At 61.9% G+C, this 12,916-nt stretch carries 10 protein-coding genes, 1 tRNA gene, 1 other RNA gene and 2 pseudogenes; 4 read left to right on the top strand and 10 right to left on the bottom strand.

Annotation, left to right across the window (positions count from 1 at the left end; genetic code table 11):
* Nucleotides 1–14 precede the first annotated feature (14 nt).
* The 3 genes from CMASS_RS00790 to ffs all read right to left on the bottom strand — a co-directional run bounded on the left by CMASS_RS00790 (nt 15) and on the right by ffs (nt 2,146).
* On the bottom strand, nt 15–494 hold the full coding sequence (locus tag CMASS_RS00790) for a suppressor of fused domain protein (RefSeq protein ID WP_022863760.1): 480 nt from the start codon (nt 492–494) through the stop codon (nt 15–17).
* A gap of 76 nt (nt 495–570) precedes the next feature.
* The gene (locus tag CMASS_RS00785; protein WP_022863759.1) at nt 571–1,896 is read right to left on the bottom strand and encodes an aspartate aminotransferase type Ic; all 1,326 of its coding nucleotides are present in this window, start codon (nt 1,894–1,896) and stop codon (nt 571–573) included.
* 153 nt (nt 1,897–2,049) lie between these two features.
* Nucleotides 2,050–2,146: signal recognition particle sRNA small type (gene ffs / locus CMASS_RS00780), an RNA gene on the bottom strand.
* Nucleotides 2,147–2,391: 245 nt separating this feature from the next.
* Here ffs and CMASS_RS00775 point away from each other — a divergent pair.
* Nucleotides 2,392–2,480, top strand: a tRNA-Ser gene (locus CMASS_RS00775).
* A gap of 182 nt (nt 2,481–2,662) precedes the next feature.
* On the opposite strand, the pseudogene CMASS_RS00770 reads toward CMASS_RS00775, so the two are convergent.
* Nucleotides 2,663–3,088, bottom strand: a pseudogene (locus CMASS_RS00770) (IS1249 family transposase); the annotation flags it as partial.
* Nucleotides 3,089–3,130: 42 nt separating this feature from the next.
* Between CMASS_RS00770 and CMASS_RS00765 the strand changes: the two are divergent.
* Nucleotides 3,131–4,365, top strand: a protein-coding gene (locus CMASS_RS00765) for an IS3 family transposase (RefSeq protein WP_273665894.1) whose coding sequence is annotated in 2 segments (ribosomal slippage) — nt 3,131–3,419 and nt 3,419–4,365 — 1,236 coding nt in all. Because the reading frame shifts where the segments join, the coding sequence is not laid out codon by codon here.
* A 21-nt stretch (nt 4,366–4,386) separates the two neighbouring features.
* Here the strand turns inward: CMASS_RS00765 and CMASS_RS00760 are convergent.
* Nucleotides 4,387–5,151, bottom strand: a pseudogene (locus CMASS_RS00760) (IS256-like element IS1249 family transposase); the annotation flags it as partial.
* Between the two features lie 414 nt (nt 5,152–5,565).
* Nucleotides 5,566–6,513: a cation diffusion facilitator family transporter gene (locus CMASS_RS00755; RefSeq protein WP_027018850.1), complete on the bottom strand. Its 948-nt coding sequence runs from the start codon at nt 6,511–6,513 to the stop codon at nt 5,566–5,568.
* Nucleotides 6,514–6,586: 73 nt separating this feature from the next.
* Between CMASS_RS00755 and CMASS_RS00750 the strand changes: the two genes are divergently transcribed.
* Complete coding sequence (locus tag CMASS_RS00750) at nt 6,587–7,228, top strand: hypothetical protein (protein ID WP_022863853.1); 642 nt, start codon at nt 6,587–6,589, stop codon at nt 7,226–7,228.
* Here the strand turns inward: CMASS_RS00750 and CMASS_RS00745 are convergent.
* From CMASS_RS00745 to CMASS_RS10315, 3 genes are all read right to left on the bottom strand, one after another.
* Complete coding sequence (locus CMASS_RS00745) at nt 7,212–8,780, bottom strand: cation:proton antiporter (RefSeq protein ID WP_022863852.1); 1,569 nt, start codon at nt 8,778–8,780, stop codon at nt 7,212–7,214. The two genes, CMASS_RS00750 and CMASS_RS00745, sit on opposite strands and share 17 nt — an antisense overlap.
* Before the next feature lie 22 nt (nt 8,781–8,802).
* Entirely contained in the window at nt 8,803–9,723 is a 921-nt protein-coding gene (gene gluQRS, locus CMASS_RS00740; RefSeq protein ID WP_027018849.1) for a tRNA glutamyl-Q(34) synthetase GluQRS, read from the bottom strand.
* Nucleotides 9,724–9,868: 145 nt separating this feature from the next.
* Complete coding sequence (locus CMASS_RS10315; RefSeq protein ID WP_169460817.1) at nt 9,869–10,336, bottom strand: trypsin-like serine protease; 468 nt, start codon at nt 10,334–10,336, stop codon at nt 9,869–9,871.
* A 440-nt stretch (nt 10,337–10,776) separates the two neighbouring features.
* On the opposite strand from CMASS_RS10315, the gene CMASS_RS00735 reads away from it, so the two are divergent.
* Nucleotides 10,777–11,085: a hypothetical protein gene (locus tag CMASS_RS00735; RefSeq protein WP_156831840.1), complete on the top strand. Its 309-nt coding sequence runs from the start codon at nt 10,777–10,779 to the stop codon at nt 11,083–11,085.
* A gap of 245 nt (nt 11,086–11,330) precedes the next feature.
* Here the strand turns inward: CMASS_RS00735 and CMASS_RS00730 are convergent, their stop codons facing one another.
* Nucleotides 11,331–12,887, bottom strand: coding sequence for an SDR family oxidoreductase (locus CMASS_RS00730; protein WP_240482830.1), 1,557 nt, complete (start codon nt 12,885–12,887; stop codon nt 11,331–11,333).
* Nucleotides 12,888–12,916 lie beyond the last annotated feature (29 nt).

Here is a 12,916-nt window from a genome sequence, read left to right as displayed (position 1 = left end):
CGAGAGTCTACCGCCTAGTCATCCCCGCGGGACCAGTCGAGCAGGTCGATCTCCTCGTGGCCGACTTCCTCCTGGAGAGCGGCCACGCCCTCCTCCACCGCGTAGGCGTACTCAGCCTCGGTAAGCAGCACGAGCTGGCACACCACTGTGAGGCGATCGTCCTCCGGCAGCCGCGGGGTCTGCCCGCCCCAGAGGTAGGGCACGATGAGCATGCCGTGGCGAACGGTGTACGGCTTCTGGTCCAGCGCCGTGCCATCCGTCAGTTTGGGCAGCAGCACCCCTGGCTGCGCCGGGATGACACCGCCGAGCGAGCGCAATTTCTCCGCCGCGGCGACCACCGCCGCGGCCACCTCCGCGGTGCCGGTACGCGCAACGGCGAGTAGCTCGCACCGGACATCGACGCCCTCCTCGGTAGCGCTCAGACCGGTGTCGACCTCGCCGAACTCGGCGGTCACAGCCAGCGATTCCCCGCGGCCCAGATCGGACAGCGCCACCCGCCATCCCTCGACCGTTCGGAACTCCAGCGTGGCGGGAATCGCCTGGTCGAGCCAGTACGCGGTCTCCTCGAAGTTAATCGTCCGCCTCCTCCGAGGCGCCCTCTGCGTGGGCCACCTCAGGGTCGTTGCCTGCGTCGAGCTTTTCCAACGCCGCGTAGAGCACGCACGTGGCCACACCCTCCATGGCGACCTTCACGTCGTCTTCTTCCGGCATGGACGGAGCGAGCCGGATGTGGTGGTCATCCGGATCCTTCCCGTACGGGTACGCCGAGCCGGCCTGGGTGAGAACGATGCCCCCATTCTTTGCCAGCTCCCACACGCGGTGCGCGGTGCCGTTCGGGGTGTACAGGGAGATGAAATAACCGCCTTCCGGGCGCGTCCACGACGCGACGTCCAGCCCGCCGAGGCGCTTGTCCAGGATGTCGAGGACGGTCTCAAACTTCGGCCCCAGGATGCTGGCGTGGCGGCGCATCACGGCGCGCACCCCCTCGGCGGAGGCGAAGTACTCGGCGTGCGCCAGCTGGTTGAGCTTGTTCGGGCCGATGCCGCGCTTGCTGGCGATCTGGCAGTACCAGTCGATGTTCGCCGGGGAGGAAGCGAAGAACGCCACTCCGGCGCCCGCGAACGTGATCTTCGACGTCGAGCTCATCCCCCAGAAGCGGTTCGGGTGGTTGGCCTCGGCCGCGTAGTCCAGCACCGGGTAGATGTCCGGGAAGTTCTCGTTCAAGGTGTGGACCGCGTAGGCGTTGTCCCACACGATGCGGAAGTCCGGCGCGGCGGTCTCCATGGCAGCGAGCTCGCGTACGACCTCCTCGCTGTAGGACACACCGGTCGGATTCGAGAACGTCGGCACCGTCCACATGCCCTTGACCTGCGGGTCTTTCACCAGCTCGCGCACGCGGTCCAGATCCGGGCCGTCCTCGCGCATGGGGACGTTGACCATCTCGAAGCCAAAGAGCTCCGTGATCGAATGGTGGCGGTCGTAGCCCGGGACCGGGCAGATCCACTTGACCTTCTCCTCCTGCGACCACGGCCGATCCGAGTTCGGCGTACCGAAGGTGTAGGCCCAGGAGATGAGGTCAAACTCGATGTTGAGCGACGAGGAATCTCCGGCCAGGAGGTTTTCGGGACGCACGTGGAGCAGATCCGCCCACAGGTTGCGGATGTCCGTGATGCCCTTCAAGTTGCCGTAGTTACGGAGATCGTTTCCCTGCGCGTCGGTGTAGTTGTGACGGCCAGGCATCTCGAGGAGGTCGGCTGCGAGATCGAGCTGCTCCTTCGACGGCTTACCGCGCGTGAGATCCAGCTGCAGCTTCTTGCTTTCCAGCTGTTCGTAATCGCGCTTGACCTTGTCTTGCAATTCCGCGAGCTGGTCCGGGGCCAGTTCATGGAGCGACATGAGGAATATGCCCACCCTTCAACGAGAAAAGGAAATCGTATGTCCGGCACATCCTAATAAACTGTGACCTAAATTGCACCCACCTCAACCCGGTTTGGCGTGCCGCACTCCCCCAGAAGTGCTAACGGGACTTCAGTCCCGGCCCCCAAAACGAAAAAGGGGACCTCGCGCACCCGTCAGAGCCTGCTGACCCTTGCTGCGTTCCCGCCCTGGGGGAGTTCACAGGATGGACGCCACGCGAGATCCTGCCCAACAGTGTATCCACACCGCACCGGCTCCACCAAACTTGCGGCTTCCTACACCGCCGCCCGCGCTTGCCGATGCCACCTCCCTCCTCGCGCACCAACCCCTCCCCGCATCTACCTCTACGTGTGCCTCTACGTGTGCCTCGCACACCACCTACCGATCCGCGGAAAACCGTCGTGCGCTGCCGAAACTTTTCCAACAGGAAGGCGATTTTGGTCTGCGTTGCCCTCACTGCTAAAGTATCGCCCTGGAGGATTCGACTAGCGGCCTATGTCACACGCCTGGAACGCGTGCGGGGTTCACGCCCCTCGTGGGTTCAAATCCCACATCCTCCGCCAAGGGAGATTCCCCGGCTCTGCTCCGGCAGGGTCGGGGAATTTTCGTTTTCCGCCCACCGCTGCCGCCCACTGCTTCCGCCCACGGGGCCACGCCGACGGAACCTAAAACCTCTGGCGTGCAAGTTCGGTGCAGACTGGGGTTAAGGGTCAAAATGTGTGTCTGGCTCGGCGTGTCGCGGGGGTTAGATTTGGCCTTTTTGAATGCCGATTGAGTGGGTGTAGTCGGTGTCGATAGCGTTGTCGTAGAGGGCTGGGCGTCCTGTTTCGTGGTCGGCTTGGTTCTCGGTTTGGGTCAGGGTGGATACTTTGGCGAGTTGGCCCTGGCCCCAGTCGGACTGCCTGGCGATTCGTACTGGATCGTCAGGCAGTTCCGTTTTTAAGTAGAGCCACCAATCCAGCATGCGGCGTTGTCGTTCGCCTGATCTGCCGCGGTGGGTTCTGGCGAGCAGTTTGAGCTGGGCGTTGATGCCGCCTTCTAAGCTGTTGGTGGTGGATTTGATCCGCTCGGGCGCAAGGACTCCTGCTGGCGGGTTGAGGTAGACAAACAGCATCTCGGACCGCCAAAGATGGTTGAGGCTGTTGTAGGCCTTGCGCACGTTGTGAAGTGTCCCAGGTTTTGTTCCGTTTAAGTAGATGGGAAAATCTGGAATATGCCAAGAAAATTTGACCAGGATGCAAAGGACCGTGTGGTCCGTCTCGTGGAAGATCGCATCTTGGCAGAAAATATGTCGATGCAAGCCGCGTGCCAGGCAGTAGCTCCAAAGCTGGGGGTTTCATGGCATACGGCCCGTCAATGGACTCAACAGGCCCGTCGTGCGGGAAACATCCCAGAACCTGTGCCTGAAGATTTGGCCGCGGAAAACGCGAGGCTGCGTCGTGAAAATCAAGAGCTACGCGACACTAATGAGCTGCTGAAGGCCGCTTCAGCTTTTTTCGCGTCGGAACTCGACCCAAAACGTCGGAAATGATCCGGTTCATCGATGAATTCCGGGGTCGTTTCTCTGTCGAGTTCATCTGTAAGACGTTGAAGAATAACCGGGCTGGTGGGTTTATCACCTCGCGTGGCTATCGCCAGTCCAAGGCCCGTGGGTTAAGTGCTCGTCGCCTTCGTGATGCTGTGCTGGTCGAACGCATTAGAACTGTTCATCGGGATAATTACGGTGTCTACGGTGTACGGAAAATGTGGCATGCTCTCCGCCGTGACGGAATTGATATCGGTCGTGAACAAACTGCCCGTTTAATGCGCTTGGCCGGTGTTTCTGGCAAAGGCAAAGGCAGATCACCTCTCACAACCCGTAAGCCTAACGTGCCTGATCTGCGCCCAGACTTGGTCGAGCGTGAGTTCAAAGCCCCCGGCCCGAACAAACTGTGGGTGGCTGACATTACGTATGTGCGCACGAAGAAAGGCTTTGTGTATGCCGCGTTTGTCACCGACGTTTACTCCCGACGGATCGTTGGGTGGGCGTTATCAGACTCCATGCGCACCGAAGCGTTGCCGCTGCAAGCTCTTAATCAGGCGATCGTGTGTGCTGAGGAAACAACAGGTCTCATTCACCATTCGGATCACGGCTCGCAGTACGTCAGCGTGGTCTACAACGAGCGCCTTGCCCAGCACGGGATTGCCGCTTCCACCGGAACTGTCGGGGATTCTTATGACAATGCTCTGGCTGAAAACGTTAACGGCTCCTACAAGAACGAGCTGATCCATACTCGCAGGTGGGATGATGTTGTCGAGGTAGAAATCGCGACGTTCGAGTGGGTGTCATGGTGGAACGAGATGAGGCTTCACCAAAGCTTGGGATACCGAACCCCAGTCGAAGTGGAAACCGATTTTTGGAAGCAGAACCCGCCGCAAGAAATAATAGAAATCAAGGCAAATGCCTAGGAACAAAACTCGGGGCACTTCATTGTGGTGGGTCCACACGCGGGTCCATGCACCTGTTTTGGGGTCTTTGATCATGGTTTTCTCGTTCATCCATTCCCGGTAGATCGTTGAAAACTCGTGCAGTTGCACACCCCACGCGGCGGCTTCATCCAGTGTGGTGATCCGGGTCAGTTTCAGCGCAAGTCGGTAGATGGTGCGCCCGGCATCGGTGCGTGGGTTGGTGGTGGTGTAGCGGCGGACCACGCGTTGGGCGTGGACGAGGCAGCGTTGAATTTTCGTAGTCGGCCAGCACTTTTTGATTGCGCTGTATGCGCCTTGGCCGCCGTCGATGACGGCGATGAGTGGGGCTTCGATGCGTTCAAGCAGCAGTTGGTAGTCGCGGGTGGTTTCGTGTTTGCACCAGTGCCAGGCGATCACGTGGTCGATGGTCGCCGCGACGATCAGGCAGCCACCGGCGGTGTAGGTGCCATCGAGAAATACCTGGTCGTAGATCCGCTTGTGGTGGCCGGCGGTGGGGTCAGGCACATCAACGAGCCAGCACCACTTGAAGCGCCGCTTCATGGTGGCGCGGCTAACACCGTTTCGTTTGGCTAGGTCGTCGAGTGATATTGCGGTGGTGCAATGCTCGATGAACTGGGTGAACACTGCCGCGTTGGTGATGTCGTTTCGACGTTTGACGCTGGAGGCGCCGCATTGTTTGCAGCGCCATCTGGTGGTGCCTTTGCTGGTGGTGCCGTTGCGTTTCATTTCACCGCCGCAGTGGCAGCGTGGTTGGTTCTTCGACATTGCGACACCACACCACGCCGCGCATAGCACATCACGGCTGCCACACCGAGGATTTCCCGTCGGGGGCTAGATATATGCTTCCGGAGCATATACTTTCCGGAAACCTACAGGTCAATCCGTGAAAATCCGCGATTCCGGACACACTTTTTGACCCTTAACCCGCAGACTGGGCGAAACTTTGGGCACCAAATCCGGCCCTAGTCTGCACCGAATTTGCACAAGAGACTGGATCCACACCGCCGCGGCCGGGAACGCGCCCGCGGGTGAGCCCGTACATGCAACTAGATGACCCACTGAAACGAATTTCGGGCGACAAACCCGCTCTCAGTGGGTCAAGCAGTTGCACACCGAGGTAGATGGGCGGGCGGGCAGGCAGGCAGCGAGGCGGGTAGGCAATGAGGCGGGACGGGGAAGCTAGGCGTGCTTCTCCGGCGCGAAGTGGCGCACCTCTTCGGTCTCAAGCTGGAACGTGGAGTGCTGCACGGAGACCTCGAAGTGGTCGGCCACGCACTGGCGCACGCCCTGCAGGATGTCCAAGGCGTGGCCGTCGTAAAAGCAGCTTTCCTCCACCACGATGTGCGCCGAGAGCACCGGTAGCCCCGTGGCCACGGTAGAAGCGTGCAAGTCGTGGACGTCTTTGACGTGGTCAACCTCAATGAGGTGCTGGCGCACCTCCGCCAGGTCCAACCCTTCGGGCGCGTATTCCATCAGCACGGCGGTGGTCTCCCGCAGGAGCTTGACCGCCCGCGGCAGAATCAGCGCGGCGATGAACAAGCCCGCCAACGCATCGGCGCGGTAAAAGCCGGTGAACTCGATAATGACCGCCGCGACGATCACCCCGAAAGAGCCGAGCGCGTCGTTGAGGACCTCCAAGAAGGCCGCGCGCATGTTGAAATTCCCGTCGCGCGAGGACGCCAGGATCACGATGCCCAAGACGTTGGCCACCAGGCCAATGACACCGAAAACCAGCAGCTCCGTGCCGGGAACCTCGGGCGGCAAGAACAGGCGGCGCACACCTTCGACGGCGGTGTAGATACCCACCACGGCGAGCACTGCCGCCTGCACCAGTGCAGCGATGACCTCGATGCGGCGGTAACCCCACGTGCGATTCGTCGTCGCCGGCTTGAGCATCAGGCTCCCGGCGATGAGGGCGAGGAGGAGGCCGGAGGCATCGACAAGCGCGTGCGCCGTGTCGGTCAAAAGCGCCAGCGACCCGGTCCACCACGCGCCGGCGGCCTGCGCGATGACGATGCACAGCGTCAGCAGGAAGACCAGCAGCAAGCGGCGGCGAAAGTCCCCCGGGGCGCTGCCGCCCGCCGGATCCGAAGCGTGCGAGTGCGAGTGAGAGTGGCCGACTGACATGCCCGTCATAGTAACCGCAGCCACCTGGCCGCCTCGCTTTTATGCGGCGCGGCGACTGCCTATGATGTAAGGAATGAACGGCCCGTCTATCACCCAGAAGCTGCGCGACAACGGCGCGCTGGATAGCCGCGGCCGCTGGATTATCGGCTCCACCCACCGCCAAGGCGGGTGCTGGGAAGGCGAGCTTCCCGCCGGCCCCGACCTGGCGGAACAGCTCGCCGGCGTAGATCGCTTCCCGTGGCTGCCGGCCCCGCTGTTCGAGTCGGACGACTTCATCACCCGCTTTGACAAGGCCAGCCAGTACTTCCGCGCCCGGCGCGCGCAGGGGCTGAGCTACTCGCAGATGTACCGCGATGATCACCTCGCCGAGGCGATTTCCCTGGCAGTCGCGGAAACCACCTCACTGGATCTCGCGGTGCGGCTGAAAGACAAGATTGTCGATGCCGTGGAGACCAAGGTCCGCAGCGAGGGCAGCCGGGCCAAGCGGGCGGAGTTTCTCACCCGGCTGGGCGTGACCAGCCAGGACCTTTTGGAATTTCCCTACCGCGTTGCCGGGGAGAACAACCGGCGGTGGCGGGATTTTATCTCCCGGCACTTGCTCGCGGACATCGTCATGTTCGCCCAGGCCCAGACGCTTTCCCTGCCGTTCCCGCAAGCGACGGTGGCGGTCCAGGAGTGGGCCGCGGGGCTGAGCAAGCCTACTTCCGCCAGTTAATGTCACCGACGACCGCGAGCCGGTCGAACTCTTCGAGTACCTCGTCCACAATGGCCGGGTTGTAGCGGCGCTGGCGGCGCAGGTAGAGCAGTTCTTCCTGGGCGGCCTGGACGGCCTGGCGGCGCGTCAGCCCGATGCGCTTGCGCATCTCTGCCATGCGCTCCTGGCGCTCGGCGGCATTTTCGTGGTCCTCGGCGTCGGTGCCCAGGCGGTCGTCGAACCATTCCTGCATGGCGGCGACCGTCTCCGGCGGCAGCTCCTTGGCTTGGTCGCGCACCGCTTGCATGGCAGCGTGCCGGGCCTTGTCGGTGACCTCCTTGCGCATCTTGTCCTGCGCGCCCTTCGCCTGGCTGGACACGTCCAGCACCGACATCAGCCACGGCAGCGCCAGCCCCGGCAGGAGCATGGTCATAAACAGTACGGTCAGCGCGATAACCGGCAGCTCGTGGTAGTTGCCCACCACGCCGTTGGGGATGGAGAGCACCAGCGCCAGGGTGACCAGGCCGCGCATGCCGGACCACGTCATCAGCAGCACTTCCTGCCAGCGCAGCGGCGCGCCGGTGAGATGCCCGCGGCGCAGGTTCACCCACATGAACACGCTCATCCACACAAAGCGGACGACGAACGCGACGAGAGAGAGCACGATGCCCACCAGCACCGAGTGCCAGAAGTCCGTGCCCACCACCGCGAGCGCGTTGTTCGCAGACAGCCCGATGAGCCCGAAGGCGACGCCGGTAAACAGCATCTCCACGGTCTCCCAGAACGAGCGACCGGAGAGGCGATCCTCGGCCTCCACCACCGCGCGGGAGTTGAGTTCCACCGCGGCGATGACGACGACGATAACGCCCGAGGCGCCGATTTCCTCGGCGATGATATAGGCGGCGAACGGAACGACCCACGTCAGCGCGTTGCGCGCGGTGACGTCGTGGACGTGGTTAATAAACCAGGCGGCGAGCCGCCCGATGGCCAAGCCGAGGAGGCCCGCGATGATGGACGAGTAGAAGAAGTTGCCGATGCCCTGCGCGATAGTCACATCGTCGCCGTGGGTCAGTGTGTAGAGCGCCAGGTGGAACAGGACGATGGAGGCGGCATCGTTAAACAGGCCCTCGGTCTGCAGCACCGTGATGATGCGCCGCGGGATTCCGGCGGGCTCCGCCACCGCGTCGACCGCGACCGGATCGGGCGGCGCGATGGCCGCGCCCAGGACGATGGCGGCGGCGATGCCGAAGCCGGCCAGCAAGAAGTAGGCGGCCGTGCCCACCGCAAACGCCGTGGCCACCACCAACAGCACCGAGAGACTGACGATGGTCCGCCACTGCTCCCGGATAACTCCCCAGCTCGTGCGCCGCGCCAGCGCCCACAGAAGGGGCGGCAGGAAGATCGGCAGGATGAGGTCGGCCGGGATCTCCACCGCCGGGATGCCGGGGATAAAGACCGCGGCGGTCGCCGGGATCACCAGAAGCGCCGGCCAGGGCAGCCCCACCCGGTCGCCGATGGCGACGATGATGACGGTCCCGATGAGGAGACCGACAAGGACAAACAGCATTCCCATGTGTATTTTCTCCCTCTAGCTGTTACGAGCGCGCCCACACGTAGGGCTCGGTGGTCACCGAACTGGGATCGAACTTCTCCAACAGCTCCTGGGTGGACGCGCACCCCGAATACCCCAGCGAGGCGGCCATCTCCCCCACGATGTCAGAAACGCGCGCGCCGCCCCCGATAAGCTCGCGCAGCGTCACCGCGCCGTCGCGCTTGGACAACCGCTCACCCGCCTCGTTCAACACCAGCGGCACGTGGATAAATTCCGGCTCCGCACATCCCAACAAATGCGCCAGGTAGGCCTGCCGGGGTGCGGACGACAACAAATCGTCGCCGCGGACAATCTGTCCGACCCCCTGGAAGTCATCGTCGACCACCACAGCCAGGTTGTACGCCCAGTCCTGCCCCTGATCGGCGTTGCCGCCGCGGCGCACGATGAAGTCATCCACCTCGCCGGTGTACTCGCCGTGCAGCCGGTCGTAGACGGTGAAGTGGTCGGTCTCCGCCCGCAGCCGCAGCGCCGGCACCCGGCCCTTTTCGGCCAACTCCGCCCGCCGCGCCGCGCGCTCGTCCGGATTCAGGTCCCGGCAGGTGCCCGGGTACTGCCCCGGAATGGCGTGCGGGGCGCGGGAGGCTTCGCGGATGTCCTTGCGCGAGCAGTAGCACTCGTAGACGGGCAGCTTGTCGATGGCCGCCTGGTACGCCGCAGACCGCTGCGACTGGTAGAGCACCTCGCCGTCCCAGTCGAGACCTAAGGTCTCCAGGTCTTCCAGCTGACGGTGGGCCGAGTCCATGCTGGAGCGTTGCGTGTCGATGTCTTCGACGCGCACATAAAACTCGCGCCCCTCCGCGCGGGCGAACAGCCACGCGAGCAGCGCGGTGCGCAGGTTTCCAAAGTGCAGATCCCCGGAGGGGCTGGGGGCATACCTCGCGTCCTTCTTAAGAGTACAATTCACACCTTCCATGCTAAGCATGTTTACATCTTAGAAGTGCTCCTAAGCTCACTTATCCAACTGAGGTATGGGTAAACCTCTGTAGACCAAGTGGATATAGCGTCTCGTTTACCGCACTCGGGGTTATAATCTCCAGCTACGTGAATTGCTACCAGTTCTCCACCTGCATGAGCCGGGGCACCAGAATAACCCGGGCAAATACGCGAATACCCAACAGTTTTCCTACGATTAAGTGTTGCAACCGCTTTCCTTGAATAAGTCGCTCCGCGCCAGCGGATTCGACACGCAAGGGAACAGTCTCAGACCGAGTTGCACCGCTTCCAAAACCCGTTACTTTCAATCTATCTCCATGACGAACCGCTCCATCGGGGAGATCCAGGTGCTTTTCCGAAATCTCACGGTAGGATCGGAGCACCGCCAGGTCCGCATCAGAATCGGGCAAAAAGACTTTATCGACCCGCGAAATTGCCCCGTTAGAGGATTCCAATTGTATACCATCGGAAGATATCCCCTCTACACAATGGCTAGCCGTAACCCACAATCTGTCGCCGATTCCCACCGCGGAACACGTAAACGTTAAACCTGTCCCGTCTCCTCCAGAATTCTCATCCACCATTAACCTCGCCACATAACTTGCAGTTGCACCGCTTGCGAAGGATAGGGAAGTACTAAAACAACCGACAAATAGCGCAACGATCAGAGCGCACGTGATATGGAAGCGTACTCGCACCGCCATATGCTATAGACAGTCAACCACAATTGCCACATCACTTCCGGATAGACAACACCAGCGATGCCGCTGCGAGAATACAACCGGAGACGCCCGTCAGAAATAAATACCGCCGGGCGTCTTGGATCCGATCCAACGCATCAGCAGGAAGTACATCAGGAGCGTCAAGATAACCGGCCGCTACATGTACTGAGTTGAATGACGCTGCGAAAGATACAATTAAGCATATAGCTGACAGAAAGGTAGCGAGGCCCATTAATGTACGGAGTGACACTGTTCCCCCTAAATTCCTCATTGACGAACAATCGCGCACATTCAACCCCGCGATGAACATCAAAACCGTGGTTGATCGCATTATCGATCTCGCCAAAACGACAATTCCACTGCGTGCCTGTCGACTGAGTGGAGTAAATTTGATCTTTATCTCGATTCTGGAAATCAATGCGATAGTTGCAAATGTTCACCGGCGTTTCACACCAAGCAGACTCGGAGTCGATATGCAACCCTTTACCTTCCACGTCGTGGTGAAGCACCCCAGATGGTACACCAATAGTTTGTCCACCGATATTTACGTTGAAACCGCCTATCCCTGGTCCCCGCTAGCTCGCTCAAGAGCAGGTCCTTCAGGAACATAGTCGTAGCGGCTAGGGTCCACGTGCTGGGGCTTACCGCCCTGAATTGTGGATTCAGATTCCGCTCCCTGCGCCGCAGTCGCAGTCGGAACTGCGACTATCGTTGTTATCACCACTGAAACGTTTCTCAAAGCCTTACGTATCAAAATCGAATCACCTTCCGTTGAGCGAGGATCGGACGGCTTGAGGTTATCCCCCCCCCCAAAAAAACAGCAGTCTAGAGACCCATCTAGGGACGATTGCGAAAGCTAATCTCGGTCCCGATCCGAATGCGGGTGCAGCGACTTCCGCCTCGCCGCCCGCATGATGTTGCGCGCCATTGCGGGGAAGATAAGCCCGTGGAAGGGGTACACCGCCCACCAGTACGCGAGCCCGAGGAGCCCTTGCGGGTAAAAGAGGGCGGCCTGGCGGAAGGTGACGCCGGGATCGTCCACGTCGCCATCCGGGATGGCCTCCTGAACCAGCCAGGCGCGGCCGGAGACGCGCATCTCCGCGCGCAAGACGAGCAGGCGGGGCCGGCGCAGCCGCTCGACGCGCCACCAGTCAACGCGGTCGCCCTCCACGAGGCGGTAGCGGTCGCGCCGCCCACCCAAGCCGGGGCCGCCGACAACGCGGTCCATCACGCCGCGCACCCACCACATCCATTCCGGGGAGTAGTAGCCGTTATCGCCGCCGATACCCTCGATGACCTGCCACAGCTGGCGCGGGGTCACCGTGTCGGAATGCAGCGTCCGGTCATCGCGGTAGGTCGTCTGCCCGGCCCACTCCGGGTCCGCCGGGGACTCGTCTTCCACCTTGTCCACGTACTTCCAGCTCTCGTCCCAGGAGGTGGGCACCTCCTCGTTTTCGGCGCGCCACAGCGCACGCCGGACGCTAAGCGGGTAATCGGCGAGCCCGCCCTCCGGGTCGGGGATGTACTCGGCGATGTCGCGGTCCCCCGTGACCGCGTCTTCCGCCATCGATTCCCCAAGCGGCCGCGCAAGCGAGCTCGGTACGGGCGTAAACAGGCTGATCCACAACCCGGCGATCTTGTCGGTGGGCAGCGTGAACGGAAGTGCTTTCACCACGCGCCACAACCCGCGCTCCTTGGCGTAAAGGCGCATCAAGTCGGCGTAGGTGTAGACCACGCCGCAGCCGATGTCGATGGGCCGGTTGAGCGGCTCATCCAGATCCGCGGACTTAGTCAGGTAGTACAGCGCATCGCGGATGCCGATGGGCTCGATCTTGTTGTTGAGCCCGCGCGGCCCGATGATGAGGGGCAGGCGCTCCGCTAAGTGCCGGATGATCTCAAATGACGCCGACCCCGAGCCGATGAGCGTGGCCGCGCGCAGGACGATGGTGGACACCGCGCTGTCTAGCAGAATGCGCCCCACGCGCGCCCGGGAGCTCATGTGGGTGGAAAGATCCTCCAGCCGCTCCTTCTCCGGGTGCAGGCCGGACAGGTACACGATCTGTTTGACCCCGGTGGACTGGGCGGCCTGGGCGAGGATATTCGCGCAGTCTTCCTCCACCTTTTGGAAGTTGCCGGCGTTATCCCCCATGGAGTGCACCAGGTAGTAGACCACGTCGACGCCGTCGAGGGCCTTTTCCATACTCGCAGTGTCCGTGAAGTCCGCCTCGACGGCTTCTACCTGGTCGAACCAGGTGAATCGTTTGAGCCGATCCAGCTTGCGCGACATCGTCCGCACGGTGAAACCGGCATCGAGCAGGGCGGGAACAAGCCGGCCACCGACGTATCCGGTCGCTCCGGTAACCAGGATTCGGCGGTCAGTGTGGCGGGCGTGCACTTCGTGGTGGCGGTACATGCGGCCCATGCTAGAGATTTCCTACACTT

Origin of the sequence: Corynebacterium massiliense DSM 45435 (assembly GCF_028609805.1) — a bacterium.
Classification (GTDB): domain Bacteria; phylum Actinomycetota; class Actinomycetes; order Mycobacteriales; family Mycobacteriaceae; genus Corynebacterium; species Corynebacterium massiliense.
This window is presented reverse-complemented; position numbering and strand designations above follow the sequence as displayed.